The sequence below is a fragment of the Actinomadura oligospora ATCC 43269 genome (genome assembly GCF_000518265.1).
Lineage (GTDB): Bacteria > Actinomycetota > Actinomycetes > Streptosporangiales > Streptosporangiaceae > Spirillospora > Spirillospora oligospora.
The window spans coordinates 1-26,629 of record NZ_JADG01000030.1 but is presented as its reverse complement, the minus strand read 5'-3'; the positions used below and the strand labels follow the sequence as shown (position 1 = coordinate 26,629).

Genomic DNA, 26,629 nt, shown 5'->3' with positions numbered 1-26,629 from the left:
ACTAGGAGTTTCCGCATGACGACCCTGGCGACCCCCGACGCCGGACGGCGCGCGTCCCGTCCCCCGGGCCTGACCGCCGCCGTGGCCCTGCCCGGCGCCGCGACCCTGCTGGGCCTGATGAACTACACCGCGCCGATCGCGACCCTCGCCGACACCGCCGGCGGCCTGCACGCCGGGACCACCGCCCGCATCTGGGTGATGAGCTCGATCAGCCTCGGCCTCGCCGCCGCCCTCCTCGCCGTCGGGGCCCTGGCCGACGACCACGGCAGACGCCGCCTCTTCGCGCTCGGCGGCGCCCTGCTCGCCCTCTCCAGCGTCGGCTGCGCCCTCGCCCCGAACTCCGCCGCCTTCGTGGTCGGACGCATCGTCCAGGGCGTCGCGACCGCCGCGCTCCTGGCGACCGGCCTCGGCATCATCGGCCACACCTTCACCGGCGCCGCCCGCGCCCGCGCCGCGGGCCTCTGGGGCGCGATGCTCGGTCTCGGCATCGCCCTCGGCCCGATCGCCGCCGCCTGGCTCACCCAGCTCGCCGACTGGCGGCTCTGGTACTGGGTCACCGTCGTCGCGTCCCTCGCGCTGACGGCCGCCTCCCGCGCGCTGCCCGAGTCCCGCGCCGAACACCGCCGCGGCCTCGACCTGCCCGGCCTGGTCACCATGGTCGGCGGCGTCTCGGCGCTGCTCACCGCGGTCACCCTGGGCCGCACCGGCTGGACGCGGCCGTCCGTCCTCGCCCTGCTGGCCGCCGCGATCGTCCTGCTGGCCGCGTTCGTCGCCGTGGAGTCCCGGCGCACGTCCCCGATGCTCGACCTCGGCCTGTTCCGCCGCCCGGCGTTCCTGCTCTCGGTCGGCGGCGCGATGATCACCGGCCTCGGCGTGATCGGCCTGATGAGCAACCTGGTCACGGTCATGGTCAGCGCGATGCGCCTGTCCCCGCTGGCCGCCTCACTGGTGCTGGCGATCTGGTCCGGCGCGTCCTACGCCGTCGCGCTCCAGGCCCGCCGCCTGCCCGCCCGCTGGCCGGCCGGCCACCTGCTCGGCGCCGGCCTGGCCCTCAGCGCCGTCAGCGAACTGGCGATGCTCGGCATGAGCCCCGGCACGTCCTGGTGGCGGCTGGCCCCGGGCCTCCTGGTCGCCGGAGTCGGCAGCGGACTCGCCAACGCCATGCTCGCCCGCCTGGCCGTCGACAGCGTCCCGCCCGAACGCGCCGGCATGGGATCGGGCGCGAACAACACCGCCCGCTACACCGGCGCCGCCCTCGGCGTCGCCATGGTCTTCGCCATCACCACCAACGGCGGCGCCACGCCCCACGCCATCACCCACGGCTTCAACCTCGCCCTGCTGGTCTCGGCCGTCCTCTGCGCCCTGGGCGCCGTCCTCGCCGTCCCCCTGACCCGCCGCCTGAGCGCCCACGCCACAACGTCCACCGTCGTCTCACGCTGACCTCGGCCTCTGGCGGCGAGCGGAGTCAGCCGAGTTCTTCGATGAAGGTCGCGAGCTGGGCGAGGTTGCGGCACTCGAACATGGGGAGGAGCTCGCCGTAGTGGGACGCGGCGGAGTCGCCGGTGTCCCACTGTGCGCGGGGTTCGGGGTTCAGCCAGTAGGCGTGGCGCGCGCGGTCCACGAGGGTGCGCAGGACGGGCAGCGAGAGCTCGCCGTAGTTGGACCGGGCGTCGCCGAGGATCAGCAGCGACGTCCTGGACGTGACCGCGTCGCCGTACCGGTCGGCGAAGACCTTGATGGCGTTGCCGTAGTTGGAGCGGCCGGTGATCCAGACCAGGTTCGCCTCGCTCGCCATGCGGGCCATGGCGTCGACGACGTCCGCGCCGGGGGCGAAGTACTTGGTGATCTCGTCGGTGCCGTCGATGAAGGCGAACGCGCGGACCTTGCTGAACTGCTCGCGGAGCGCGAACGTCAGCAGCAGCGTGAAGTGCGCGAACGCCGTGACCGAGTCGCTGGCGTCGCAGAGGATCACCAGCTCGGGCTTGTGCGGACGGCGCGGACGGTGGCGCGTGGTCAGCGGGACGCCGCCGCTCGCCAGGGACGCGCGGACCGTCCGCCGGAAGTCCAGGCGGCCCCGGTTGCCCGCGCGCTGCTTCTGGACGAGCCGGGCCGCCAGGCGCCGGGCCAGCGGATACACCTCGCGGCGCAGCGCGGCCAGCTCGGCGCGGTTCGCCCGGTTGAAGTCGAGGTGCTCGATCGGCGGACGGGACGAGATGCGCGCGGTGCGCTCGACGCCGGTGTCCTCGGCGATGCGGCGGCGGACCTCGGTGGCCACCAGGTCCTGGAAGCGGGAGATGCGGTCGTTGAAGGTCCGGCGGGCGACGCGTTCGGCCATGCCGCCGCGTTCCTGACCGGTCAGGACGGCGTTCAGCAGGTTCGCCATGAGCGTCTCGGGCGACAGCGCGCGCGTGACGCCGGTCGCGAACCACGACTGCTGCCCCTCGGCCTGGCCGTACTCGCTGACGGCCGCCCGGGCGAACTGGCGCAGGCCCGGGTCGTCGCCGTTCAGCAGAAGGTCGAAGAGCGCCTGGCGGCGTTCCTGGACGGCAGGGTCGAGCGGCGGCGGCAGGGGACGTCCGTCCCCGCCCTTCGTGCGCGCGGGACGGTCCGACGTGGGAACCGACCCGTCCCCGAGCGCGGACGGGTACCAGAGGTCGAAGAGCGTGTCGAAGACCGGACGGTGGCTCGGACGCTTCACCATGGTCGCCGCATAGGCGGCGCGCAGCGTCTCGCGGTCGAGGAGGTCCACGGTCTGGAGGGCGCGGACGGCGTCCAGGCCCTCGGCGACCGACACCGGCAGCCCGGCCTCGCGCAGGGCCGCGACGAACGCGGTGTGCCGGTCGATGAGGGAGGCCACGCGTCAGCCCTTCAGGCCGAGTTCCTTGCGGGCGCGCTCCTGGTCGGAGACGTGCTTGAGGACGACCCCGAGCGTGCGGGCGACGGCCGCCTCGTCCAGCTCGTCCAGGCCGAGGGCGAGCAGGGTGCGCGCCCAGTCGACGGTCTCGGCGATGGACGGCGCCTTCTTGACCTCCAGCGCGCGCAGCGTCCCGACCGTCCGGACGAGCTGCTCGGCCAGTTCCGCCTCGATCCCGGGGACCTGGGCGAGGACGATGTCGCGCTCGCGGTCCGCGGCCGGATAGTCCAGGTGCAGGTACAGGCAGCGCCGCTTGAGCGCCTCGGACAGCTCGCGCGCTGCGTTGGAGGTGATGAGGACGAACGGCCGCCGGGTCGCCGCGACCGTGCCCAGTTCGGGGATGGTGACCTGGAAGTCCGACAGCACCTCCAGCAGCATGCCCTCCATCTCGACGTCGGCCTTGTCGGCCTCGTCGATCAGCAGGACGGTCGGGCCGGTGCGCCGGATCGCCGCGAGCAGCGGGCGCTCGAGCAGGAAGTCCTCGGAGAAGATGTCGTCGTGCGTCTCCTGCCAGCCCCGGTCGGTCGGCGCGGCCTGGATGGCGAGCAGCTGCTTCTTGTAGTTGAACTCGTAGAGCGCCCGCGCCTCGTCCAGCCCCTCGTAGCACTGCAGGCGGATCAGCTCCGCCTCGCACGCGCGCGCGACGGCCTTGGCCAGCTCGGTCTTGCCGACCCCTGCGGGCCCCTCGACCAGCAGCGGCTTGCCGAGCGCCTGCGCCAGGAACACCGTGGTCGCGATGGACTCGTCGGTGAGGTAGCCGCCCGCCGCGAGCCGCGCCGCGACGTCGTCCGGTGAGGCGAACAGGGCGTGGACCGTCATTCAGTGGCCTTTCGGGGTGGTCGGGTTGCCGCCGGGCGTCTTCCCACCGGACGGCTTGCCGCCGGAGGTCCTGGCGTAGGTCAGCCCGGTCCCGGAGAACGTCATCTTCCTGCCGTCGTCGCTGAGGGTCGCGCCCCAGTAGTTGCTGCTCTTGGGGTCGCCGCCCTGCCAGGAGAACCGGAACCTGGACTGCCCGTCCGGGATGGCGAGGCCGCTCCAGAGGGTCTGCCCCTCCTTCTTCCACACGCCGTTGCCGTCGGCCCCGAACTGGAAGTAGTCCTTGCCCGCGCCGTCCCAGCGCCCGACGAGCGGCCTGACGTCGGCGGGGTTCACCTTGGGCAGCGGCGCGAGCTTGGCGGGCTGGACGTCCCCGTCGCTCTTCGCGGCGTCCTTGCCGCCGCCTCCGCAGCCGCCGAGGCCGACGGTGACGAGGGCCGCGACGAGCGCGGCGCAGCCGAGCCGAGACACGGCGCGTGTCCGCATGCTCACCTGGACCTCCGGGTGTTCTCTGGGGGACGGGACCGGCAGTTTACCGGCGGGTAGCCCCAGGCAGCAGCCCCCGTCGCCCCTCGATTCACCCCCGTCCGGGGCCTCACCCTGAGGAGGTACCCGAGGGATCGCCCGCCGGGGTGAGGACGCCGATGCCCCCGCCGCCCTACAACATGACCATGACCGTTCCACGTGAGGACCTCGCCGCCGGCCTGGCGGCCCGCCGCGAGTTCGGCCCCGACTACGACGCGGCCTTCGCGGACGTGATCGCGGCCCGCATCGAGGAGCAGATCGCGGCCCGGATGAGCGCGGGCGCGCACGCCGAGCCACGCCCGGCGCCGCGACTCCCCCGCCTCCGCGGGGCCGGACGCGACCATTCGCTCACGCTGGTCCTGCTCAGCCTGGTGGTGTCGATCCCGCTCACGGCCATCAGCGCGTCCCTGGCGGGCACGCCCGCGGTGCTGTTCGTGTGGATCGCGCTGGTCGTGCTGAACGTCTCGTACATGCACCGTCCCCGGCGCGACTGAGCCCCGGGGACGGCACACGGCGACGATCACCCCTTCACTGACCAGCCCGTCAACGGCCAGCCCGCCACCGGTTGGCCCGTCACCGGTCGCCCGTCACTTGCCGGGCTCGGGGTCGCGGGGCAGGCCGAGCAGCCGCTCGCCGATGATGTTCAGCTGCACCTCGGTGGTGCCGCCGTAGATCGTCATCGCGCGGCTGAACAGCATGGCCCGGGCGACGATGCCGGACTCGGTCAGCGGCACCTCGGTCGTCGCCGCCACGCCCTGCGCGGCCCAGCAGTAGTCGGCGACCTCCTGGTTGAACTGGACGCCGAGCAGCTTGCGGACGCTCGACTCCGCGCCCGGCTCCACGCCGTTCAGCTGCTTCAGCGTGGTGCGCAGCCCGAGCAGGTCGATCGACTGGCCCTGCGCGACCAGCGCGCCGACCTCGGTGGCCGCGACCGCGTCCGGCTCCCTGCCCTTGAAGAAGTCGAGCAGCTCCGGCACGCCCATGCCGAGCCCGCCGCCGGTGGACAGCGACACCCGCTCGTTCGACAGCGTGTTGCGGGCGACCTGCCAGCCCTGGTTCACCTCGCCGACCACGCAGTCGTCCGGGACGAACACCTCGTCGAGGAACACCTCGTTGAAGATCGCCTCGCCGGTCAGCTCGCGCAGCGGCCGGACGTCCACGCCCTCGGCCTTCATGTCGACCAGGAAGTAGGTGATGCCGTCGTGCTTGGGCGCGGACGGGTCGGTGCGGGCGATGCAGAAGCCCCACTGCGCGAACTGCGCGACCGACGTCCAGATCTTCTGCCCGGTGAGCCTCCAGCCGCCCTCGACCCGCTCGGCCTTCATCGACAGCGAGGCGAGGTCGGACCCCGCCCCGGGCTCGGAGAACAGCTGGCACCACACCAGCTCGCCCCGCAGCGTCGGGCGCAGGAAGCGCTCCTTCTGCTCCTCGGTGCCGTACCGGACCAGCGAGGGCACCAGCCACGCGCCGATGACCAGGTTCGGGGCCTTGACCTTCGCGGCCCGCAGCTCCTGCTGGATGAGGATCTGCTCGACCGGTCCGGCGCCGCGCCCCCAGGGCTCGGGGAAGTGCGGGACGGTCCAGCCGTCGTCGCCCATCCGCCGGTTCCGCTCGCCCTTGTCCTCGATCGCGGCGAGCTCGGCGATCTCGGCGCGGACGCGCTCGCGCAGCGGCTGGGTGTCGTCGGACAGCTCCAGCTCGACCTCGCGGCGGCCCCCGGCGAGCGCCAGCTCGGCGACCCGCGCGGCCCAATGCTTGGACGACCCCAGCAGCGCCCGCAGCGTCAGCGCGCGCCGCAGGTAGACGTGCGCGTCGTGTTCCCACGTGAAGCCGATGCCGCCGAGGATCTGGATGGCGTCGCGCGCGGTCCGCACGCCCGCGTCGACCGCGATGACGGCGGCCACGGCCGCGGCGAACCCGGCCTCCTCGGCGCCCTCGTCGAGCGCGCGGGCGGCGTCCCAGGCGGCGGCGCGGGCCTGCTCGGCGGCGATCAGCATCCGGGCGGCCTTGTGCTTGACGCCCTGGAACTGCCCGATCGGACGTCCGAACTGCTCGCGGACCTTGGCGTACTCCGACGCCGTGTCGACCAGCCGGCCCGAGAGCCCGGCCGCCTCCGCGCCGAACAGCGTGGCGGCGAGGTCGGCGACGCGGCGGGCCGTCACGCCGTCCAGGACGCGGTCGGCGGCGACGCGCACGCCGTCCGCCTCGACCCGGGCGACGCGGCGCACCCGGTCCAGCGACTCCACCGGGGTGACGGTGAGGGCGACGGCGTCCACCGCGACCCACTCGTCCCCGGCGGGCAGCACGATCACGTCGGCCAGGGACGCGCCGAGCACGGCCTCGGCGGAGCCGGTGACGGTCAGCGCGCCGTCCTCGCGGACGGCCACCAGGCTCCCGCCGAGCGCGACGGCCGCGGTGACCGAGCCGTCGGCGAGGCCGGGCAGCAGCTCCGCGCGGACCTTGGCGTTACCGGACGCCGCGATCACCGAACTCGCGAGGACGGTCGGCAGGAACGGGCCGGGCGCGGCGGCGCGGCCGAGCTCCTCCAGCACCACCGCGAGCTCCAGCAGGCCGTAGCCCTGCCCGCCCTGCTCCTCGGGCAGGTGCAGGCCGAGCAGGCCCTGCTCGGCCAGGGCCGACCAGAACGGCGGCCGGGTCTCCGCGTCCGCCTCCAGCGCCGCCCGTACCACCGCCTCGGGGACGTAGCGCTCGGCGAAACCGCGTACCGACTCGGCGAGGGCCTCATGCTCCTCGGTCAACCCGATGGCCATGCGTCACCTTCTCTCAGACCGCCTGTTCGACTCCGATTCTAGAACGGAGTTCTGTTACGTGGCGGCTGTGACCCTACTCTCACCGATCGCCGGACTCCACACCGCCGCCGGACTCCATGCCGCCGGACCCCGCACCACCGCCGGTCTCGGCGCCGGACCCGACCGCGTCCCGGGCGCCCTGCCGCCGCTCGGAGACCAGGCTCGCCACGGTGACCGCGGCGAGCGCCCCGACGATCACCGACAGGGACAGCCAGATCGGGATGTCCGGGGCCCAGTCCACGCCGTACTCGTGCATCGCGTGGAACACCAGCTTCACCCCGATGAACCCGAGGATGAACGCCAGTCCCTTGCTGAGGTAGACCAGCCGGGCGGCCAGGCCCTCCAGCAGGAAGTACAGCTGGACCAGGCCCATGAGGGCGAACGCGTTGGCGGTGAAGACCAGGTACGGCTCGGTGGTCAGGCCGAAGATCGCCGGGATGGAGTCGAGCGCGAACAGCACGTCGGTGCTGCCGATGGCGACCATCACGATCATCAGGGGCGTGACGACCCACCGGCCGCCGCTGCGGACCATCATCTTGTGGCCCGCGTAGTCCTCACGGACGGGGATGGCCTTGCGGAACCAGCGCAGCAGCGCGTTCTCCTTGAACTCCGCCTCCTCGTCCTTCTCCCGGGCCAGGCCCCACGCGGTCCAGATCAGGAACCCGCCGAAGATGAAGAAGACCCAGGTGAACTGGGCGATGGCGGCCGCGCCGACCGCGATGAAGATGCCGCGCAGGACCAGCGCGATGACGATCCCCGCCATCAGGACGGTGTGCTGGGCGTTCCTCGGCACGGCGAACCTGGCGAGGATCACCATGAAGACGAAGAGGTTGTCGACGCTGAGACTCTTCTCGGTGACGAAACCGCCGAAGTACTGCGCGGCGTACGTCCCGCCGGAGAAGGCCCAGACCCCGAGGCCGAACAGGACGGCGAGCCCGATGTAGACGCAGGACCAGAAACCGGCCCGTCGCGTCGTGAACTCTTTGCTCTCATCGCGGTTGATCACGAACAGATCAACGGCGATGACCGCGACCAGGCCGATCAGTGTGAGTGCCCAGACCAGGGGTGTGACGTGCATAGGACTTCCTCCGGCATGCGAAACTGCCGGAGGTCTCTCCCGCCGGGCACCGAAGGTGCCGGACCGCAGAACCCGGGACGATGCTGATCGCCCGTACTGACGGGAACCGCGCGCAGGGATACTCCCCTCCACCTGGGACTAACGGTACATCACGGTCAGCGCATTCCCGAAGCGGGCCCGCGAGACCGGCCCGCCCGACCAGCCCGGCGGCCCGTCCGGCCTGCCCTCCCGGCCCCGCCACGCCTGTCCGCCCCACCACTCCTGTCCGCTCCGCCACGCCCCGCCACGCCCCGGACGAACTCCCGCTAGGGACGGACGAGTTCCCGGTACAGCCCGGTGAGCTGCGTCACGGCGTCGTCCTCGGTCGGCAGGCCGGTCGCGCGCTGCGCCGCCGCCGCGCCGAGCCGGACGGCGAGGGCCGGGTCGTCCAGGACGCGCCCCACCGCCTTCTCCAGGGCCGCCGGGTCCCTGGCCGGGACGAGCAGCGCCGCCTCGCCCTCCTCGCCGACCATGCCCGGGACACCGCCGACGCGCGTCGCGACCAGAGGCCGTCCGGCGCGCAGGATCTCCTGGAGGATCAGCGGCTGCCCCTCCCACACGCTCGGCAGGACGGCCACGTCGGATGCCGCGAGCAGCGCGGGCACGTCCGGGCGGCGGCCGAGCAGCCGGACGGGCAGGCCCTCGGCCTCGATCCGGGCCCGCAGCTCGTCCTCCAACGGCCCCTCTCCCGCGACCGCGACGAGCGGCTCCGGAGAGCGGCGCGCCCACCCGGCGGACGCGTCGAGCAGCGTCGGCAGGCCCTTCTGGTCGGCGAGGCGGGCCACGGTCACGATCAGAGGCCGCTCGCCCACGCCCAGCTCGTCCCGGATCATCCCGCGCGCCTCCGGACCCGGCATCGGCCCACGAGCGGGCGCGGGGACGAGCGCATGCTCCACCCGGCGCGCGCCCAGCGAACGCATCCGCTCCTCAAGGTCAGGTGAAACACCGAGAACAGCACTCGCCCCGCGCGCGACGACACGTTCGAGCGCCCCGTAAATGGCGGCCGTTCGTCCACCCGCGATCACGGCATTGTGCAGCGTCACCACAACGGGAACCGGCCCGCGTCCCATGTGCAGCGGCCTGGTCGCCACGCGCGCGCACGAGGCGACCGCGAGCGCGCCCGCGCGCAGCCCATGCGCGTGCACGACATCGGCGTCCCGCAGCAGCCCGCGCAGGCGGGCCACCGCACGCGCGTCGCTCACCGGACGCGGCCGGTCGGCGAGATCCACCTCCGCGAACCGCGCGCCGACGCCGGTGAACCCGAACAGCTCCTCGGTCGAGGCCGGGCCGAACACCGCGACCCGCGCGCCGCGTCCGACCAGGCCCGCCGCCACCGACCGGACGTGCCGTCCGACGCCGCCCGCGCTCGTCCCGAGCACCAGCGCGACCCGGACCCCGGCCAGACCGTCCCGCTCAGCCCCCATTACGCACGACCTTCCGGGTCAGGACGGCCCGCAGGTCACGGCCGTCGATCACGAACACCACCGCCACGAACACCACGACCGCGACGAGCGCCGACAACGCGCCGACGCCCACGTCCATCAGCCGGTGTCCCGTACCGAACCATGCCGACAGGCCATACCCGGCCGCCGCGCCAGCGACGGCCCCGGTGAGCCCGGCGAGCAGCACACGCGGAGCACCTTCCAGCGTCGCCGCCCCACGCGCGCGCACGAGCGTCCCCAACAGCAGGACCCCCGCAACCGTCATCCCGATCGTGTTCCCCAGGCCGAGAGCCGCCACCACCCACGCCCGGTCGACCACGACCACCAGGACGATGTCGGCGACCATCACGACCACCCAGCCCGTCACCGTCGCGATCGCGGCCATCCGTCCCCGATGGCACGCGTACAACACGCGCCCCAGGTGGGCCACGAGGCCGTAACCGAGCAGGCCGGGTGCGAACGCCAGGACCGCCCGCGCCATCACGATCCGCTGCTGCGGATCGGACGCCGCGACCTTCCAGGTGAACACCGCCGACGCGGGCAGCGCCACGGCCGCCAGCACCGCCGCGCCCGCGCACGACACCAGGATCACCGCGCGGGTCGTCCGCGCCGTGATCCGGTCGAACTCCTCCCGGTGCTCCTCCTCGGTCCGCGCCGACAGCAACGGGAACGCGCTGGTCGCGATCGGCACCGCCAGGATCGCCCACGGCAGCAGGAAGATCGCCCACGTGTACTGGTACAGGTTCAGCGCGCCGCGCGTCCCCTCGTAACTCAGCCGGACGACCAGCAACGCCGACACCTGCTGCGCCGCGACCGTCGCCAGCCCGGCCGCCGCGAGCCGGACGACCCGCCGCGCCACCCCGTCCGGGAACCGCAGCGACGGCCGCAGGCCCAGCTTCAGCCGCCACGCGGCGACCCCGGCGGTCGCGGCCATCGCCACGCCGCCCATCGCCGTCCCGACCGCGAGCACCAGCTCGGCCGACACCGGCAGGTGCGCCAGGTCGTTCTGGTAGCCGTGCCCCAGCGGCACGAAGACGACGTACGCGACGATCACCACGACGCTCGACACCAGCGGGGCGAGCGCGGGCGCCACGAACCGGCGGTGCGACTGCAACAGCCCGTACAGCACGACCGCGATCCCGTACATCACCATCTGCGGCGCCATGATCGCGAGCATGTTCCCGCCGACCCGCACGATGTCGGACCGCACGCAGCCGTCCCCGGTGCCGCCGACCAGCAGCTCCATCACCGGACGCGAGGTCGCCGCCAGCAGCGCCGACAACGGCACCATCGCCAGCACGACCCAGGTCAGCAGCGCCGACCCGATCCGCCGCACCTGCTCGGTGTCGCCGCGCTCGGCCGGCCGGGCCAGCACCGGCACCACCATGCTCGCCAGCGCGCCGCCCGCGACGATCTCGTAGACGATGCTCGGGAACTGCGTGGACGTCGAGTAGGCCTGCCCGAGGCAGGTCGGCCCGACCGCCTGCGACTGCGCGAACGTCCGCGCGAACCCGGCCAGCCGCGACAGGACGGTCAGCACGCCGATCAGCACCGCCGCGCCGGCGATGCCGGACGCCACCCTCCGCTTCGTCGTCATGGTCGTCCCGCACCGCCGGCACCGGCGGCGAACGGGTCGGGCGGGGCGGCGGAATCGGAGAACACGCGGCGACAGATCCAGTGGGTGAGGCGGGTGGGGTGAAGAACCGCGCGGCGGTGCGAGGGCACGCCGCGCGCGAGCCTAGTTGGGCGTGACCGGAGCCGCCGAAGCGTCCGCGCCCGTGCCTGTGCCGGTGTCCGCCAGGGACACCTCGGCGGGACGGACCGGCTCCGGCGGACGCCGCCCGGCCATGTCGATCCGGTTCAGCACCGGATTGCCCGCGATGACCTTGGTGAAGCTGACGAACTCGCTCGCCGCGTTCAGCCCGACCAGCCCCGCGAGGACGGCCAGGCGCGGCGCGCGCGGCAGCCGGGTCGCGGCGAGGCCGAGCAGCGCGCCGAGCGCGTTCGCGCCGGTGTCGCCGAGCATCGCGCGCTCGCCCAGGTCCTCGGGCAGCAGGGCGACGGCGGCGCCGAGCGGCGCGGCGACCACGGCCGAGCCGGACGAGGTGAGCGCGAGCGGCGTCCCGGCGAGCAGCCCGACCTTGATCGCACGGCCCGGCCGCAGGTCGAACAGGTTCATCAGGTTCGCCGACGCCGCGACGATCGCGCCGTTCAGCAGCGTGTCGACGGCCCGGCCCGGCGCCGTCCGCGCGGACGAACCGGCCAGCGCGGCGGCGGCCAGCCCGGTCGCGCCGATCCCGAGGATCTTGACCGCGCCGGTCGTGACCTCGCCCTTCGCCAGCGCGGCCAGGTGCCCCTTGAACCCGCGCGAGGAACCGGACCCCGCCAGGTCGTCGTAGCCGCCGAGGACGCCCGAGCCCACCCCGGCGACCAGCGCCGCCGCGCGAACCCGGCCGGACGCTCCGGGCGCCAGCAGCCCCGCCGCCGCGGCGCCCGCGACGAACGCGGGCCCCTCCAGCAGCGTCACCGGCTCGCCCCGGTGGTTGGTGCGGTCCCACAGCTCCCCGCCGGACCGTCCGGCGACACCGGGAGGACGGCGGGTCAGGGACGTGTAGGCGGCGCGGGTCGCGACCGCGCCGAGCGCGGCGCCGGCCAGCAGGCGCAGGACGCGCCGTCCGGGCCGGGCGGGGTCAGTGCTCATCCGATGTCATCCGTTCTTCCCGGCGGCGGGCGGCGGCGACGGCAGGTACCCGCCGTTCGCGCCCGGGCCGATGCCGTACTGCCCGGACTTGCCGCCCAGCTCGTTCTGCAGGGCCAGGATCGCGACCACCTGCCCGGACGCGGTGTCCAGGACGTCCACCGACGACACCCGCTTGCTCACGCCCGAGTCGTCGCGCAGCGCGGTGACGAGACCGCCCTGCTGCGCGGCGGTGTTCGGGCCGCCGAGCACGGTGCCGCGGTCGGCGGCGTCGAGCTGCCCGGTCAGCGTCACCAGGGCCTTCGTGCCGCCTGCGGTGTCGGAGCCGTACGGGGTGGCGGGCGCGATCACCACGGCGAGTGTCGCATGCTGGCCCGGCTTCCCGCTGGTGGTCACGTAACCCGCCTCGCGGAACCCGGTGAGGATGCCCGCGCCGGTCGCGTCCTCGCGGCCCGCCTTGGCCGCGTCGTTGGTCACGATCGCGCTGGCCAGCACCGCGCCCGCCTTGGCGTAGGCGTCCGCGCCGGACGGGAACCCGGACCCGGCGGGCTTCAGCTGGGTGGCCAGCTCGTCGAGGGTGCGGCTCTCGTCGGGGTCCAGGGCCTTCTTCTGGATCGCGACCCGTCCGGTGACGGTCGCGCCGGCCTTGGTCGCCAGGTCGATGACCTGCGAGACGCCCTCCTCGCCGGCGCCGGGCGTCTCGACCAGCACCAGCGACTGGCCCTTCAGCCGGCCCGCGACGTACTGCGGCCCGGTCGTGGAGGCGAACTGCTCCTCGCCCTTGAGCTGGGACTCCTGCTTCTGCTGCGTCCTGCGCAGGTCGTCGGCGCGCCGGGTGGCCCGGTTCGCCTCCTGTTTGAGGCCGTTGGTCACCGACTGCGACAGGGTCGTGGAGCCCAGCACGATGCCGAGCGCCAGCGCCAGGAAGACCGCGACGATGGAGACGAGGTGGTAACGGAAGTCGATCACGTGAACAGTCCGGTCAGCCAGAAGAGGAAGGCGTGCCAGCGGTCGGCCAGCAGGGGACGGATGACGTCCCCGGCCGGCGACATGAACACGGCGGTGGTCATGGCGATGAACGCCACCAGCACGAGCAGCAGCAGGGACCAGCCCGAGATGCGGCTGCGGTACAGGCGGGAGACGCCCTTGGCGTCCACGAGCTTGCTGCCGACGCGCAGCCGGGTCAGGAACGTGCTGGACATCCCGGCCCGGCCCTTGTCGAAGAACTCCACCATGTTGAAGTGCGTGCCGACGGCGACGATCAGGGTCGCGCCCTTCTCGTCGGCCAGCAGCATGGCGATGTCCTCGCTGGTGGCGGTGGCGGGGAACACCACGGCCTCGCGGCCGAGCTCCTCCACGCGCTGCAGGCCGGGCGCGCGGCCGTCCCGGTAGGCGTGCACGACGATCTCCGCGCCGCTGGTCAGCGCGGCGTCGGACACCGAGTCCATGTCCCCGACGATCATGTCCGGGCGGTACCCGGCCTCCAGCAGCGCGTCCGCGCCGCCGTCGACGCCGATCAGCACCGGCCGGTACTCCCGGATGTAGGGGCGCAGGGTCGCGATGTCCTCGCGGTAGTGGTAGCCGCGGACGACGATCAGCGCGTGCCGGCCGTCCAGCTCGGTCGCCACGTCCGGGACGCCGACGCCGTCGATGAGCAGGTCGCGCTCGCGCTTGACGTACTCCATCGTGTTGGCGACGAACGCCTCGAGCTGGTGGCCGAGATTGGCCTTCGCCTCGGTGATCGACGCGTCGAGCGTCTCGGCGGTCTGCTCGGTGCCCTTGGCGACCGCGTCGCCGCCCTTGTAGACGGTTCCGCCGTCCACCCGGACGTCGTCGCCCTCCGACAGCCTGGTGAAGATCTCCGGGCCGACGTCGTCCACCAGCGGGATCCCGGCGTCCAGCAGGATCTGCGGGCCGAGGTTCGGGTACCGCCCCGAGATCGACGGCGCGACGTTCACCACCGCGCCGACCTGGCAGGACACCAGCGCCTCGGCACTGACCCGGTCCAGGTCGACGTGGTCGATCACCGCGATGTCGCCGGGCTGCAGCCGCTTGGTCAGGTTCTTGGTGCGGCGGTCGAGCCGGGCCGTGGCGGACACGCCCGGACGGCCGTCACCCCGCCCGCGGCCGAGCGGCAGCACCCGCCGCGGCCGTTTCTTCGCGGGCCGGACGGGGCGGTCGGTGGTCGGAGACGGGTCGTTCATCGCTTGACATCCTGCCAGAGGGCGGGGGGTGACACCTGCAACGTCGGCATCGGGGCGTGTTCGATTGCGTACTGTCGGTGGCTTTGCCCAGCAGGACGACCCGCGCGAACCCGCGCGGACGATCTTGAGGGGCGCCGTTCGGGGACGGGTCAGCGGTCGCGGGCCGCCAGGTCGAGCAGCTCCTCGGCGTGCGCGCGGCCGAGCTCGGAGTCGGCGAGACCCGCCAGCATCCGGGACAGCTCGCGCACCCGCCCCTCGTGGTCGAGCGCGGTGACACCACTGCGGGTGACCAGCCCGTCACTGGACTTCTCCACCAGCAGGTGCTGGTCGGCGAACGCGGCGACCTGCGGCAGGTGGGTGACGACGATCACCTGCGCGTTCCGGGCGAGACGGGCCAGACGCCGCCCGATCTCCACCGCCGCCTTGCCGCCGACGCCCGCGTCGACCTCGTCGAACACGAACGTCGGGACGGGGTCGGCGCCCGCGAACACCACCTCGATCGCCAGCATCACGCGGGACAGCTCACCCCCGGACGCGCCCTTGTGCAGCGGCAGCGCCGGAGACCCCGGATGCGGCGCGAGCCGCACCTCGATCTCGTCCGCGCCGTGCGGCCCGAACTCGCCCGTCGGCGTGACCGAGACCTCCACCCGCGCGTGCGGCATCGCCAGCGCGGACAGCTCGTCGGTGACGGCCTTGGAGAACCGCTCGGACGCGCGGACCCGGACGGCGGTCAGCTCCGCCGCGTCGGTCTCCAGCCGCTCGGTCAGCTCGGCGTGCTCGGCGCGCAGCTCCTCGATCCGGTCGTCGTCGGAGTCGAGCTCGGTGAGCCGCGCCGCCGACGTTCGCGCCCACTCCAGCGCCTGGTCGACCGACTCGCCCTCGCCGTACTTGCGGATCAGCGCGGTCAGGTCGGCGCGCCGCTCCTGGACGACCGCCAGCCGCGCCGGGTCGGCGTCCACCGACTCGGCGTAGGCGGCGAGGTCGGTCGCCACGTCCGAGACCAGGTAACCGGCCTCGGCGAGCCGGTCGGCGAGCGCCGCCAGCTCGGGATCGTGCTCGCGGACGGCCTCCAGCGCGTTGCGCGCCGAGCCGAGCAGGCTCACCACGTTCGCGGCCTCGAACGCCGCCGCCGGGTCGCCGAGCAGCGACTCGTGCGCGCTGTCGGCCGCGCCGCGCAGCGCGTCGGCGTGCCCGAGGCGCTCCTCCTCGGCCGCGAGCTCCACGTCCTCGCCGGGCTTGGGATCGACCTTCTCGATCTCCTCCAGCCCGAACCGCAGGATCTCGGCCTCCTGGGCGCGCTCGCGCGACCGGGTGGTGATCTCCTCCAGCAGCGCGGTGACCTGGCGGTGCCGCTGGTAGGTGCGGGTGTAGGCGCGCGTCGGCTTGGTCAGCGCCGACCCGGCGTACCGGTCCAGCGCGGAACGCTGGCGGCCCGCCTGCAGCAGCCGCTGCTGGTCGGACTGGCCGTGCACGGCGACCAGGTCGTCGGCCAGGTTGATGAGCAGGCTCACCGGCACCGACCGTCCGCCCAGGTGGGCGCGCGACCGGCCCTCGGCCGACACCGACCGCTGCACGATCAGCGTGCCGTCGTCGAGCTCACCGCCCGCCTCCTCGACCCGCTCGACCACCCGGCCGCCCGGGTCCACCACGATCCGGCCCTCGACCGTGGCGCGCTCGGCGCCCGGCCGCACCCGCTGCGGGTCGGCGCGCCCGCCGAACAGCAGACCGAGGCTGGTGACCACCATCGTCTTGCCCGCGCCGGTCTCGCCGGTGACGACGTTGAACCCGGGAGACAGCTCCAGGACCGCCTCGTCGATCACGCCGAGGCCCTGGATCCGCACCTCGTCGACCATGGGACGCACCCGCGTCACAACCCCTCGCAATCCGCCCGCTCTCCGCGTTCGGTGGTGAGATTATCGTCCCTCCACCGCGCCGGGGGCGCTACCGTCCGCCGCCGGACCCGCGTTCCCACCTTCCGTCCGTGCTCCCCCGCCGTCCGCCGCCGGTTCGCCGCGAGGCGGCAGGGGGACGCCCGCGGAGCCCTCTCCACAGGCCTCCGGCGGGAGTTCCTTCCCCGGATCCGGATGCCGTCTGACCAGCGCGGCGGCACGGGACCGCCCGCGCCAGCCGGTGACCGGAAGGCCGAACTTGGTCACCAGCCGGTCGGTGAACGGCGTCAGGTGCAGCCGCGCCAGCCGGACGGGCCGTTCCCCGCGCCGCACCTCGATCCGCGCGCCCGGAGGCAGGTCAAGGGTGCGCGCACCGTCACACCAGAGGACGGCGCGCGGCGTGTCCGGCAGCACCTCGATCGCGACCACCGACCGCGGCGAGACCATCAGCGGACGCGCGAACAGGGCGTGCGCGCTGATCGGCACGACCAGCAGCGCCTCCACCTCGGGCCACACCACCGGGCCGCCCGCCGAGAACGCGTACGCCGTCGAGCCGGTCGGAGTGGCCATCACCACACCGTCGCAGCCCCAGTGGGACAGCGGCCGGCCGTCGATCTCCACGACCAGCTCCAGCATCCGCTGCCGCTCGGCCTTCTCCACCGTCGCCTCGTTCAGCGCCCAGGTGGTGCCGGTGACCGAGCCGTTGCGCCGGACGACCACGTCGATGGTCATCCGCTCCTCGACGTCGTAGCGGCGCTCGATGACGCGGTCGACCGTGGTGGCGAGATCCTCCCGCTCGGCCTCGGCGAGGAAGCCGACGTGCCCGAGGTTGACGCCGAGCAGCGGCGCCCCCGCGGGCCGGGCCAGGTCGGCGGCGCGCAGCAGCGTGCCGTCGCCGCCGAGGACGATCACGACCTCGACGCCCTCCGCGGCGGCCGGGGTCCGCGGCCACACCTCGACCTTGTTCGGGCAGTCCAGGTCCTCGGCGTCGCCCTCCAGGGCGCGGACGGTGATGCCCGCCTCGGCGAGGCGGCCGATCACCAGCTGCGCGCTGCGGATCGCCTCGGCCCGGCCGGTGTGCGCGACGACCAGCACCGTCCTGTCGCCCACCGGTGGCTCATTCGTCGGCGGCCGGCTCATCGGCGGCGCTCCCGGGGGGCGGTGCGTACGCTCGTGATCACTGGGGTCCCTCCGCGACGGCGCGCTCCAGGTCGGCCTCGGCCAGCGGCGGCGCGCCCGCCCGCAGCCACAGGAAGTACTCCACGTTCCCGGACGGGCCGGGCAGCGGGGACGCCGTGACGCCGAGGACGCCCAGCCCGAGCGTCGCGGCGTGCGCGGCCACGTCCCGCACCGCCTCGGCGCGCAACTCGGGCTCGCGCACGACCCCGCCCGCGCCGACGCGGTTCTTCCCCACCTCGAACTGGGGCTTCACCATGATCGCGTAGTCGGCCTCGGGGGCGACGCAGCGCTGGATCGGGCCGAGCACCAGCTTCAGCGAGATGAACGACAGGTCGCCGACGACCAGGGTCGGCCGTTCGGCCTCGGGCTGCCCGAGTTGCTCGGGCTCCAGCTCGCGGATGTTGACCCGCTCCAGGACCGACACCCGCTCGTCGGTGCGCAGCGACCAGGCGATCTGGCCGTAGCCGACGTCCACGGCGTACACGTGCGCGGCGCCCGCGCGCAGCAGGACGTCGGTGAACCCGCCGGTGGACGCGCCCGCGTCCAGCGCGACACGGCCCTTCACGTCCAGGGCGTCGAACGCCTCGAGCGCGCCCGCGAGCTTGTGCCCGCCGCGCGACACGTAGTCGGGGCCGGACTCGTCCTCGGCGACCAGGATCGCCGCGCCCGTGTCGACCTGGGTGGCCGCCTTGCCCGCGACCTGCCCGCCGACCTTCACCCGGCCGTCCGCGATCAGCTGTCCCGCCTGCTCACGGGAGCGTGCCAGGCCGCGCCGCACCAGTTCGGCGTCCAGCCGCCGGCGGCTCACGACGCGCCGCCCGGACCCGTGAAGCCCCCCGGACGCGGCATACCGCCCGGACCGGGCCCACCCGGACCAGGCCCGCCTGGACCGGGAGCGCCGGGGCGGGGCATGCCGCCGAGGGACGCCACGCCCTCACCCTCGTCGTCGGCCGAGACCAGCAGCTCCTGGAGCCGCTGGTGGACGTCGGCGAACACCTCGACGTGGGCGGGCACCGGAAGCCCGGCCAGCTCGTCCAGCCGGGCGACGACCGCGTCCACGCGCGGGTCACCGGTCGGCGCGGACGCCCCGGCTCCTCCCGGCACCGGCCCCGCGGCCTCGTCGGACCTCAACCTTTACCTCCAAGAACACCCCGAACCGCGCGCCCCGGGTCGCCCGGGGTCCGGTCTGAACGCTACCGTCCCTGAACGACATCGTCGCCGACCGGACGGGGAACGGCCTGATCATGGCCAACGAGGAGGAGTGCCGCGCCGCGCTCGACAAGATCGCAGAGCGGCTCGCCGACGTGGACGAGGACAAGTTCGCCCGGCACGTGGTCGAGCGGACCATCAGCTGCCGGGTGCCCGACCTCGGGCTGGCCTACGCCACCCGCCTGCACGGGGGCGGCCTGGACCCCTTCCAACCCACGGCGAGCCCGAAGTCCGCGCAGGTCAAGCTGACCGTGGCCAGCGACGACCTGATCGCGCTCGCGCACGACGAGATCAGCCCGGCCAAGGCGTGGGCCGCCGGCCGCCTCAAGATCGAGGCGAGCATCTTCGACCTGATCCGCCTGCGCAAGGTCCTGTAGCGCCCGGCCGTCCCGGCTCAGTGCCCGGACGGCAGGTCGAGTTTCCGCAGCGCGCCGTCCACCGCCTCCGGACGGACCGGCTCGCCCGTCCGCCAGGACGCCGCGGCCAGCGCCCGGAGCCCGTCATACGGATCACCCGCGCCGTCCAGTTCCACCGTGCCGCCGACGCGCCGGGCCGTCCAGCCGCCGCAGCTGTCGGCGTCACCGGCCCGGTTCACCTGGGGGTGCGGGACGAGCAGCCCGGTCAGATCCGGCGCGAGGTAGGTCGGACGCCGGTTCGGCGGAGCGGTCAGCACCTCGAGCGGCCCGGCCACGCCGGTCAGGACGAGCAGGCTGTCGGCCCCGCCGTTGTGCGCGCCCTCGATGTCGGTGTCCAGCCGGTCGCCGACCACCAGCGGCCGCTCGGCCCCGGTGCGCAGCACCGCCTCCCGGTGCAGCGGCTCCTCCGGCTTGCCGGTCACGATCGGCTCCACCCCCGTCGCCGCCTGGATGACCCGCAGCAACGCGCCGTTCCCGGGCTTCGGCGGGCCGCCCTCGCCGGGGATCGTCGTGTCACCGTTCGAACCGACGAACAGCGCGCCGCGCGCGACCGCCCTCCCGCCCTCGGCGAGCAGCCCGTACCCGAGGTCGGGGCTGAACCCCTGCACGACCGCCGCGGGACGCTCCGACGCCACCGACACCGGACGCAGCCCCCGGTCGTACAGCGCGACCCGCAGCGCCGTCCCCCCGACGACCAGCACCTTCGACCCGGCGGGCAGCCGCTCCGACAGCAGCCGCGCCGCCGCCTGCGCCGAGGTCACCACGTCCTCCGGCGACGACGGGACGCCGACCTCGGCGAGCAGCGCCACGACCGCCGCGGGCGTCCGCGAGGCGTTGTTGGTCACGAACGCGAGCCGCTGCCCGGCCGCGCGCGCCTTCGCGAGCGACTCCGCCGCCCGCGGCACGGGCCTGCGCCCGACGTACACGACACCGTCCAGATCGAGCAGGGCGACGTCGTAAGCCTCGCTGAGCGGCCTGTCCGAACCCTTCACGTCTTCCTCTCCCCCACGCCACACCCGGCGGCGCACTCGTCCGTCCCGTCCCAAGCCCTGGCTCAGCGCCGCGACTCCAACGTCGCGCGCGCGTGCCGGAGGGCGTTGGCGTAGTCCTTGTTGTCCGGACGCATCGCCACGGCCAGCGCGAGGTACTCGACCGCCCCGGAGAAGTCGCCCACGCGGCTCAGGGCGAGCCCGAGACCGAACAGCGCGTAGTCCTCGGCCGGGTCGTCCTCGACGATGCTCCGGAAGCTGTCGGCTGCGGCGTGGAAGAGCCGCGCGCCGTACTGGGCGCGGGCGAGGGCCTCGCGGATGCTCCGCGAGGCCGGCTCGGCCTCCGCGGCCCGGGTCAGCAACTGCACGGCCGCGGCCGGGCTGCCCGCCCTCAGCAATGAGAGCCCCCTGGTGTACCACTCGTAGACGCCGCCCTCCGGGACGGCCGAATCCTCCCCGGGACCGTCCGGCTGCCGCTCCGGCCCGTCAGCGCCCATCTGCCCTCCCTCGGACTGCGATCATCTCGACCGTACCCGGCCGCCGGAGGAATCCCTCAGGCGATTACCATGCCCACAGTGGAACGAGACGTCCCCTCCGGACCGACGACGACCTCGGAGGAGTTCAGCGCGCGCATCTTCGGCGACATCGGGCCCGCGGACGGCGCGGGACTCGAGCTGGCGCCGTTCCGCGGCGTCCGCTTCGACCCCGCCGTGGTCGGCGACCTGGCCTCCGTCACGACACCCCCGTACGACCTCATCGACGACGCCGAACGCCGCCGGCTGCTGTCGGAGGGCGGGCACAACTTCGTCCGGCTGATCCTGCCGAGCCAACCCGGCGGCGGCTACCGGGAGGCCGGTGAGACCCTGCGCCGCTGGCTGGACGAGGGCGTCCTCACCGTCGATCCCGACCCCGCCCTGTACGTCTACGAGGCGGCCGACCGGCACACCGTCCACCAGCGCGGCCTGGTCGGCGCGGTCGGGCTCCGCGCCGAGTCCCAGGGCGTGATCCTCCCCCACGAGGACGTGTACCCGGGCCCCGTCCGCGACCGGCTGGCCCTGATGAGCGAGGCGAACGCCAACCTCGAGCCGATCCTCCTGATCCACGAGGGCGGCGGCGACGCCGCGCGGATCGTGGACGAGACCGCCCAGGCCGCCCCGCTCATGGAGTTCCCCGCCTCCGACGGCCTCGTGCACCGCCTCTGGCGCATCACCGACCCGGCCCTGCTGGCCCGGATCGCCGCCGACCTGCGCGACCGCCAGGCGCTGATCGCCGACGGCCACCATCGCTACGCCACCTACCGGACGCTCCAGGCCCGCCACCACCGCTCCGGCCACGGCGACGGCCCCTGGGACCACGGCCTCGCGCTGCTGGTCGACTCGACCCGCTACCCGCCGCGGCTCGGCGCGATCCACCGCGTCCTGCCGGGCCTGTCGCCCCGCAAGGCCCTGGAACGGGCCAAGGGCGTCATGGAGGTCACCGCGCTGCCCGGGCCCCTCACCGACGCCGTCAGGGCCCTCGCGGACGCGTCGGACCGCCCGGCGTTCCTGCTCGGCGGCGGGGACGGCCTGCACCTGCTCACCGACCCCGACCCGGCACGGCTGGCCGCCGTCATGCCCGCCGACCGCTCCCCGACCTGGCGGCGGCTCGACACCGCCGTCCTGGACCACCTGCTCATCGCGGGCGTCTGGGGCGTCCCGGAGAACGAGCGCAGCGTCGAGGTGGTGCACGACGACCCGGCCGCCGCGCTGGCCCGCGCCCGCCGCTCCGGCGGCACCGCCGTGATCCTCAACCCGATGAAGGTCACCGACGTGGTGGCCGTCGCGGGCGGCGGCGAGCGCGTCCCCCGCAAGTCGACGTCCTTCGGCCCCAAACCGCGGATGGGCATGGTGTTCCGCCTGCTCGCCCCGCCGTGACGGCCCGGCCGTCCCGTCCGGTACGGTCGGTCCGTGGCGAAGATGATCGACAAGGTGGCGTGGATCCGGATCGAGGACGGCCTGATCCTCAGCACCCGTTCCCATGGCAAGGACGCCTACTACCTGCCCGGCGGCAAGCGCGAGCAGGGCGAGACCGACGAGCAGACCCTGCTCCGCGAGATCGCCGAGGAGCTCACCGTCGCCCTCGACCCGGCGACCGTCCGGCACGTCGGCACCTGGGAGGCGCAGGCGCACGGCCAGGCCGAGGGCATCGTCGTCAAGATGACCTGCTACGCCGCCGACTACACCGGCACCCTCACCCCGGCCGCCGAGATCGCCGAGACCGTCTGGCTCGGCTACGCCGACCGCGACCGCGTCTCCCCGGTGGACCAGCTGATCTTCGACGACCTGCACGCCACCGGCGACCTGCGCTGACTTCTCCCGGCCGGGGGACTGGAGTATCGGGTGGTCACGGCGCGATGATCGTGTCATGGACACCAAGACCACGATCACGCCGCTCGGCGGGGACGTCTATGAGATCGACACCCGGATGGCGGGTTACTCAGGTATCACCGCCGGTTACCTGATCCTGTCCGACCGGCCATGCCTGGTCGAGCCCGGGACGGCCGGATCCGCGCCCATCGTGAAGGCCGCCCTGGACGAACTCGGCGTCTCCGCGTCCGACCTGGCGACCGTCGTGGTCACCCACATCCACCTCGACCACGCCGGCGGCGTCGGCGACATCGCCGAGATGTACCCCGGCGCCGAGGTCGTCGTCCACGAGAAGGGCGCCCGGCACCTCGCCAGCCCCGAACGGCTCATGCGCAGCGCCCGCATGGTCTACGGCGACCTGCTCGACACCCTCTTCGGCGAGCTGAAGCCCACCGAGGCCACCCGCATCCGCGCCGTGGAGGACACCGGCGTGATCGACCTCGGCGGCGGACGGCGCCTGGAGTCGCACTACTCCCCCGGCCACGCCAAGCACCACGTCGGCCTGGTCGACTCGGCCACCGGCGACCTGTACGTCGGGGACGCCGCCGGGATCTACATCCCCGAGACCGCCGACGTCCGGCCCGCCACCCCGCCGCCGGACTTCGACCTCGACACCGCCCTCGCCTCGCTCGACAAGTTCAAGGCCCTCGGCCCGTCGCGGCTGCTGTTCGCCCACTACGGCCCCGTCACCGAGGTCGACGACACCCTCGACCGGTCGGCCGAGGAACTGCGGGTCTGGGTGGACGTCGTCCGCGCCGCCCACGACGAGAACCCCGAACTCGACCACGCCGTCGCCATGGTCCGCGACCGCACCGACGACCGCTACCGGATCACCGCCGACGACGTCGACCCCGACCTCGCCTTCAAGTACGAGGTGCTGAACAGCACCGAGAGCAACGTCGCGGGCATCATCCACGCCCTCAACCGGCACGCCTGACCGCCCCTGAAACGCCGAACGGGCCGCGCCGACGGATCAACTCCGTCAACGCGGCCCGTCAGGTGCCTCACGCCAGGTCAGGCGGACGGCTTGCCCTCGCCGCCGTCACCCTTGCCCTTGGGCTCGTCCTCGTCCTCGGCGTCAGCCTCGTCCTCGGCGTCGTCCTCGAGCTCGTCGTCGTCCTCGAACTCCTCGACCTTCGGCTCGAGGAAGACCGGGGCGGTGGCCGGAGCCGCGGCGGCCTCGGCCACGGCCTCGTCCTCCTCGTAGACCTCGGGGGCGTCCGGCTCCTCCTCGACGCGCGGGTCGTCCTCGACCGGAAGCTCGGCGGACGCCTCGTCGGCCTCCGGCATCGCCTCGGCCACGGCCTCGCTGATCTCGCCGTCGGTGTCCTCGCCCTCCTCGGTGTCGAGGATGTCCAGGCCCTCGAGCTCGGCGTACCGCTCGGCCGCGTCGGTCTCGGCGTCACGGTCGGCCGCCGCCGAACGGGCGAACCACTCGGACGCCTCGTCCTCACGGCCCGCGTCGACCAGGGCGTCCGCGTAGGCGTAGAACAGCCGCGCCGACCACGGACGCAGCCTGCGGTCCTGCAGCTCCGGCACCTGCAGCGTCACCACGGCCGCGTCGAACTGCCCGAGGTCCCGGCGGACGCCGGACTCCACGATCCGCAGTTCGACGGCGCCCATCTGGTCCAGCCGCGCCGCCTCCGCCGACTTGATCACGTCCAGCGCCCGCTCCGGACGGCCGAGGCCGCGCTCCGCGTCGGCCATGACCGGCAGGTAGTCCTCGTCACCCGCGCCCAGCCGCCGCGCCGCGCGCAGCTCCGACAGCGCCTCGGCCCACTCACCCGCCGCGTACGCCGCGAGCCCGGCCGCCTCCCGGACGATCCCGACCCGCGACGCCAGCCGCCGGGCCGCACGCGCGTGCTTGTAGGACAGCTCCGGGTCGTCCTCGGCCATACGGCCGGCCATCACCAGATGCCGCGCCACACGAGCCGCGAGGTCCTTGGGGAGCGTGCGCAGCTCCTCACGGGCCTCCTCGTCCAGCTCGGCGCCGGTCACGTCGTCCGGCAGCTGCGGGTCGTCGTGCTTCGGCGCCTGCTCCCGCGCCTCGTCGCGCGGCCCGTACGACCGTCGCTCCCCGTCCTGAGGACGACGCGCCCCACGGAAGCCGCCACCGCCACGCCTGTCGTCACGGCCCTGGTAGCCCCCGGAGCGCTCACCGCGCCCCTGGTACCCGCCGGACCGCTCGTCCCGACCCCGGTATCCACCGCGCCGGTCATCACGGCCCTGGGACCCACCACGGCGGTCGTCCCGACCCTGGAAGCCCCCGGACCGCTCACCGCGCCCCTGGAACCCACCAGACCGCTCACCGCGCCCCTGGAACCCACCAGACCGCTCATCCCGGCCCTGGAAGCCTCCACGACGCTCACCGCGCTCCTGGAATCCCCCACGCCGGTCGTCGTCCCGGCCCTGGGTCCCACCACGGCGGTCGTCCCGCCCCTGGTAGCCACCGCGCCGGTCATCACGCCCCTGGAAGCCCCCGGACCGCTCACCGCGCCCCTGGAACCCACCAGACCGCTCGTCGCGCCCCTGGAATCCTCCGCGGCGCTCACCACGATCCTGGAAGCCCCCGCGCCGGTCATCCCGACCCTGGCCTTCTCCACGCCGGTCATCGTCCCGACCCTGGAACCCACCACGGCGGTCGTCCCGACCCTGGAACCCTCCAGAGCGCTCACCGCGCCCCTGGAAGCCACCAGACCGCTCATCCCGGCCCTGGGAACCGCCACGCCGCTCGTCGCGGCCCTGGAAGCCCCCGGAGCGCTCACCGCGCTCCTGGAACCCTCCACGCCGCTCGCCGCGGTCCTCGTAACGGCCACCTCCACGGCGGTCATCGCGGTCGCGGAAGCCGCCACCTCGCTCGTCACGGCCCTGGAACCGCCGGTCGCCGCCGGAACGGCCGTCCTGGCGGAAGCCACCACCGGAACGCTGGTCGTCCCGGCGTCCCTCACGGGGACCGCCCTCAGAACGACGCTCGTCCGACCGGTCGTCGAACCGCCGTCCCTGGCGGAAGTCCCCGCCTCCCGGACGGCCGCCGCCACGCCCCTCGAACCTCTGACCACCGCGGTCGTCGCGCCCACCGGAGCGCCGGTCGTCCCGGCCCCCCCGGTTGTCGCGATCACCGAAGCGCCGCTCGCCACGGTCATCGGGCCGACGCTCACCGCCGCCCTCGAAGCGACGGCCCTGGCCGCCGCCCTGGAAGCGCCGGTCACCACCGGGCCGGCCCTCACGGCGGTCGTCGCCGCCTGGACCGCGCCGGTCGTCGGATCCACGGAACGGACGCCCCTGGCCCTGGCCGCGCTCGTCGCGCTGCCCGCCCGGACGGTCCCGCCAGCCGCCGCCGTTACCGCGGCCACCAGAGAACGAACGTCCGCCAGAGCCCGGTCCACCGGACCGCCCGCGGTCGCCGCCATCGCCGCCGAAGCGGCCACGTTCGCCACCGGAACGCGGCGCGCCTCCGCGCGGTCCGCCGTCACGCCGGGGCCCGTTTCCCTTGAAGCCGCCACGGGCATCGCCCGCGCGACGGCCGGGCTCCCCGTGTCCGCCGTTGTTGCCCCGCCGCTCGCGGCCTCCGCTGCGGCCGTCGTCTTCCGCGCTCATCACGTCCGTCACTTCTCGGTACTTCGATAGACCCTTGCAGCCTACTTTGACTGGTCCCGTACATGCGTCGAGGGCCGCCCCGAAATCGGGGCGACCCTCGACCAATTATAGTCCGGCGGCGTCCTACTCTCCCACACAGTCTCCCATGCAGTACCATCGGCGCTGAGGGGCTTAACTACCGGGTTCGGGATGGGACCGGGTGTTTCCCCCTCGCCATAACCACCGAACGATCAACGCACAACCCTGAAACACCGGGTTGGCAAGTCTCGTTCGAGCCGTCAAGCTCGGATATTCACTTTATAGCGGTACCCAGTTGTTTTCTGGGAACCACACAGGGACGCGAATCATCTCGTGTTTCTTGCAGCGATTGGTTTGAACGTTCAGTGTGTTCAAGCCACTCGGCCTATTAGTACCGGTCG

General features: G+C 73.8%; 23 protein-coding genes, 1 rRNA gene and 1 pseudogene. 7 read left to right on the top strand and 18 right to left on the bottom strand.

Features of this window, described 5'->3' with window-relative positions; translation table 11 throughout:
• Positions 1-15: 15 nt before the first annotated feature.
• Positions 16-1,440 (top strand): MFS transporter, encoded by a 1,425-nt coding sequence (locus P696_RS49195; protein WP_034487938.1) that lies wholly within the window; start codon positions 16-18, stop codon positions 1,438-1,440.
• 25 nt (positions 1,441-1,465) lie between these two features.
• Here the strand turns inward: P696_RS49195 and P696_RS0130815 are convergent, their stop codons facing one another.
• From P696_RS0130815 to P696_RS49190, 3 genes are read right to left on the bottom strand one after another with little or no spacing between them, the layout of a single operon-like run.
• A complete protein-coding gene (locus P696_RS0130815; RefSeq protein ID WP_026415357.1) occupies positions 1,466-2,857 on the bottom strand; it encodes a vWA domain-containing protein in 1,392 nt (463 codons plus the stop codon).
• Positions 2,858-2,860: 3 nt separating this feature from the next.
• Complete coding sequence (locus P696_RS0130810; protein WP_026415356.1) at positions 2,861-3,733, bottom strand: AAA family ATPase; 873 nt, start codon at positions 3,731-3,733, stop codon at positions 2,861-2,863.
• A complete protein-coding gene (locus P696_RS49190; protein WP_245627886.1) occupies positions 3,734-4,216 on the bottom strand; it encodes a hypothetical protein in 483 nt (160 codons plus the stop codon). It lies immediately after the preceding gene.
• Between the two features lie 185 nt (positions 4,217-4,401).
• On the opposite strand from P696_RS49190, the gene P696_RS0130800 reads away from it, so the two are divergent.
• Positions 4,402-4,749, top strand: coding sequence for a hypothetical protein (locus P696_RS0130800; RefSeq protein WP_157430011.1), 348 nt, complete (start codon positions 4,402-4,404; stop codon positions 4,747-4,749).
• A 93-nt stretch (positions 4,750-4,842) separates the two neighbouring features.
• Here P696_RS0130800 and P696_RS0130795 read toward each other — a convergent pair whose 3' ends face one another.
• The 11 genes and pseudogenes from P696_RS0130795 to P696_RS57060 all read right to left on the bottom strand — a co-directional run bounded on the left by P696_RS0130795 (position 4,843) and on the right by P696_RS57060 (position 18,725).
• Positions 4,843-7,026 (bottom strand): acyl-CoA dehydrogenase family protein, encoded by a 2,184-nt coding sequence (locus P696_RS0130795; protein ID WP_026415354.1) that lies wholly within the window; start codon positions 7,024-7,026, stop codon positions 4,843-4,845.
• A gap of 79 nt (positions 7,027-7,105) precedes the next feature.
• Positions 7,106-8,143, bottom strand: a complete 1,038-nt coding sequence (locus tag P696_RS49185; protein ID WP_051468388.1) for a TerC family protein — start codon at positions 8,141-8,143, stop codon at positions 7,106-7,108.
• 305 nt (positions 8,144-8,448) lie between these two features.
• The gene (locus P696_RS0130785) at positions 8,449-9,606 is read right to left on the bottom strand and encodes a glycosyltransferase (RefSeq protein ID WP_026415353.1); all 1,158 of its coding nucleotides are present in this window, start codon (positions 9,604-9,606) and stop codon (positions 8,449-8,451) included.
• Positions 9,596-11,221, bottom strand: coding sequence for a murein biosynthesis integral membrane protein MurJ (gene murJ / locus P696_RS49180; RefSeq protein ID WP_034487935.1), 1,626 nt, complete (start codon positions 11,219-11,221; stop codon positions 9,596-9,598). Before murJ ends, P696_RS0130785 begins: the two co-directional genes overlap by 11 nt.
• A 141-nt stretch (positions 11,222-11,362) precedes the next feature.
• The gene (locus P696_RS49175; protein WP_245627882.1) at positions 11,363-12,325 is read right to left on the bottom strand and encodes a hypothetical protein; all 963 of its coding nucleotides are present in this window, start codon (positions 12,323-12,325) and stop codon (positions 11,363-11,365) included.
• Between the two features lie 6 nt (positions 12,326-12,331).
• Positions 12,332-13,291, bottom strand: coding sequence for a copper transporter (locus P696_RS0130770; protein ID WP_026415352.1), 960 nt, complete (start codon positions 13,289-13,291; stop codon positions 12,332-12,334).
• Positions 13,288-14,526, bottom strand: a complete 1,239-nt coding sequence (steA, locus tag P696_RS0130765; RefSeq protein WP_051468387.1) for a putative cytokinetic ring protein SteA — start codon at positions 14,524-14,526, stop codon at positions 13,288-13,290. Before steA ends, P696_RS0130770 begins: the two co-directional genes overlap by 4 nt.
• Before the next feature lie 149 nt (positions 14,527-14,675).
• Positions 14,676-16,379: a DNA repair protein RecN gene (gene recN, locus P696_RS0130760; RefSeq protein WP_026415350.1), complete on the bottom strand. Its 1,704-nt coding sequence runs from the start codon at positions 16,377-16,379 to the stop codon at positions 14,676-14,678.
• Between the two features lie 255 nt (positions 16,380-16,634).
• Positions 16,635-17,555, bottom strand: a pseudogene (locus tag P696_RS49170) (NAD kinase); the annotation flags it as partial.
• A gap of 37 nt (positions 17,556-17,592) precedes the next feature.
• Complete coding sequence (locus P696_RS0130750) at positions 17,593-18,402, bottom strand: TlyA family RNA methyltransferase (RefSeq protein WP_026415349.1); 810 nt, start codon at positions 18,400-18,402, stop codon at positions 17,593-17,595.
• Entirely contained in the window at positions 18,399-18,725 is a 327-nt protein-coding gene (locus P696_RS57060) for a hypothetical protein (protein ID WP_034487932.1), read from the bottom strand. Before P696_RS57060 ends, P696_RS0130750 begins: the two co-directional genes overlap by 4 nt.
• A 113-nt stretch (positions 18,726-18,838) precedes the next feature.
• On the opposite strand from P696_RS57060, the gene P696_RS0130740 reads away from it, so the two are divergent.
• Positions 18,839-19,180, top strand: coding sequence for an SCP2 sterol-binding domain-containing protein (locus P696_RS0130740; RefSeq protein ID WP_026415348.1), 342 nt, complete (start codon positions 18,839-18,841; stop codon positions 19,178-19,180).
• Between the two features lie 17 nt (positions 19,181-19,197).
• Here the strand turns inward: P696_RS0130740 and P696_RS0130735 are convergent, their stop codons facing one another.
• Both P696_RS0130735 and P696_RS0130730 read right to left on the bottom strand, forming a co-directional pair.
• Positions 19,198-20,211 carry an HAD-IIA family hydrolase gene (locus tag P696_RS0130735; RefSeq protein ID WP_026415347.1) on the bottom strand — a complete coding sequence of 338 codons (1,014 nt, stop codon included), beginning with the start codon at positions 20,209-20,211 and terminating at the stop codon, positions 19,198-19,200.
• A 62-nt stretch (positions 20,212-20,273) separates the two neighbouring features.
• Positions 20,274-20,705: a tetratricopeptide repeat protein gene (locus P696_RS0130730; RefSeq protein WP_026415346.1), complete on the bottom strand. Its 432-nt coding sequence runs from the start codon at positions 20,703-20,705 to the stop codon at positions 20,274-20,276.
• A gap of 69 nt (positions 20,706-20,774) precedes the next feature.
• Between P696_RS0130730 and P696_RS0130725 the strand changes: the two genes are divergently transcribed.
• The 3 genes from P696_RS0130725 to P696_RS0130715 are packed head-to-tail and all read left to right on the top strand — an operon-like array spanning position 20,775 to position 23,550.
• The gene (locus P696_RS0130725; protein ID WP_051468386.1) at positions 20,775-22,121 is read left to right on the top strand and encodes a DUF1015 family protein; all 1,347 of its coding nucleotides are present in this window, start codon (positions 20,775-20,777) and stop codon (positions 22,119-22,121) included.
• 42 nt (positions 22,122-22,163) lie between these two features.
• Positions 22,164-22,556 (top strand): NUDIX hydrolase, encoded by a 393-nt coding sequence (locus P696_RS0130720; protein ID WP_245627885.1) that lies wholly within the window; start codon positions 22,164-22,166, stop codon positions 22,554-22,556.
• Positions 22,557-22,611: 55 nt separating this feature from the next.
• Positions 22,612-23,550, top strand: coding sequence for an MBL fold metallo-hydrolase (locus P696_RS0130715; protein WP_026415343.1), 939 nt, complete (start codon positions 22,612-22,614; stop codon positions 23,548-23,550).
• Between the two features lie 77 nt (positions 23,551-23,627).
• Here the strand turns inward: P696_RS0130715 and P696_RS49160 are convergent, their stop codons facing one another.
• Positions 23,628-24,521, bottom strand: a complete 894-nt coding sequence (locus tag P696_RS49160) for a hypothetical protein (protein WP_245627881.1) — start codon at positions 24,519-24,521, stop codon at positions 23,628-23,630.
• A gap of 6 nt (positions 24,522-24,527) precedes the next feature.
• On the opposite strand from P696_RS49160, the gene P696_RS0130705 reads away from it, so the two are divergent.
• Positions 24,528-26,240, top strand: coding sequence for a hypothetical protein (locus tag P696_RS0130705; RefSeq protein ID WP_157430010.1), 1,713 nt, complete (start codon positions 24,528-24,530; stop codon positions 26,238-26,240).
• 80 nt (positions 26,241-26,320) lie between these two features.
• On the opposite strand, the gene rrf is transcribed toward P696_RS0130705, so the two are convergent.
• Positions 26,321-26,437 (bottom strand): 5S ribosomal RNA (gene rrf, locus P696_RS0130700).
• Between the last annotated feature and the right edge of the window lie 192 nt (positions 26,438-26,629).

Coding starts and splice junctions, on each gene's coding strand:
- P696_RS49195 (WP_034487938.1), top strand. CDS start 16: ATGACGACCCTGGCGACCCCCGACGCCGGACGGCGCGCGTCCCGTCCC.
- P696_RS0130810 (WP_026415356.1), bottom strand. CDS start 3,733: ATGACGGTCCACGCCCTGTTCGCCTCACCGGACGACGTCGCGGCGCGG.
- P696_RS49190 (WP_245627886.1), bottom strand. CDS start 4,216: ATGCGGACACGCGCCGTGTCTCGGCTCGGCTGCGCCGCGCTCGTCGCG.
- P696_RS0130800 (WP_157430011.1), top strand. CDS start 4,402: ATGACCGTTCCACGTGAGGACCTCGCCGCCGGCCTGGCGGCCCGCCGC.
- P696_RS0130795 (WP_026415354.1), bottom strand. CDS start 7,026: ATGGCCATCGGGTTGACCGAGGAGCATGAGGCCCTCGCCGAGTCGGTA.
- P696_RS49185 (WP_051468388.1), bottom strand. CDS start 8,143: ATGCACGTCACACCCCTGGTCTGGGCACTCACACTGATCGGCCTGGTC.
- P696_RS0130785 (WP_026415353.1), bottom strand. CDS start 9,606: ATGGGGGCTGAGCGGGACGGTCTGGCCGGGGTCCGGGTCGCGCTGGTG.
- murJ (WP_034487935.1), bottom strand. CDS start 11,221: ATGACGACGAAGCGGAGGGTGGCGTCCGGCATCGCCGGCGCGGCGGTG.
- P696_RS49175 (WP_245627882.1), bottom strand. CDS start 12,325: ATGAGCACTGACCCCGCCCGGCCCGGACGGCGCGTCCTGCGCCTGCTG.
- steA (WP_051468387.1), bottom strand. CDS start 14,526: ATGAACGACCCGTCTCCGACCACCGACCGCCCCGTCCGGCCCGCGAAG.
- recN (WP_026415350.1), bottom strand. CDS start 16,379: ATGGTCGACGAGGTGCGGATCCAGGGCCTCGGCGTGATCGACGAGGCG.
- P696_RS0130740 (WP_026415348.1), top strand. CDS start 18,839: ATGGCCAACGAGGAGGAGTGCCGCGCCGCGCTCGACAAGATCGCAGAG.
- P696_RS0130730 (WP_026415346.1), bottom strand. CDS start 20,705: ATGGGCGCTGACGGGCCGGAGCGGCAGCCGGACGGTCCCGGGGAGGAT.
- P696_RS0130725 (WP_051468386.1), top strand. CDS start 20,775: ATGCCCACAGTGGAACGAGACGTCCCCTCCGGACCGACGACGACCTCG.
- P696_RS0130720 (WP_245627885.1), top strand. CDS start 22,164: ATGATCGACAAGGTGGCGTGGATCCGGATCGAGGACGGCCTGATCCTC.
- P696_RS0130715 (WP_026415343.1), top strand. CDS start 22,612: ATGGACACCAAGACCACGATCACGCCGCTCGGCGGGGACGTCTATGAG.
- P696_RS49160 (WP_245627881.1), bottom strand. CDS start 24,521: ATGGCCGGCCGTATGGCCGAGGACGACCCGGAGCTGTCCTACAAGCAC.
- P696_RS0130705 (WP_157430010.1), top strand. CDS start 24,528: ATGCCGCGCCACACGAGCCGCGAGGTCCTTGGGGAGCGTGCGCAGCTC.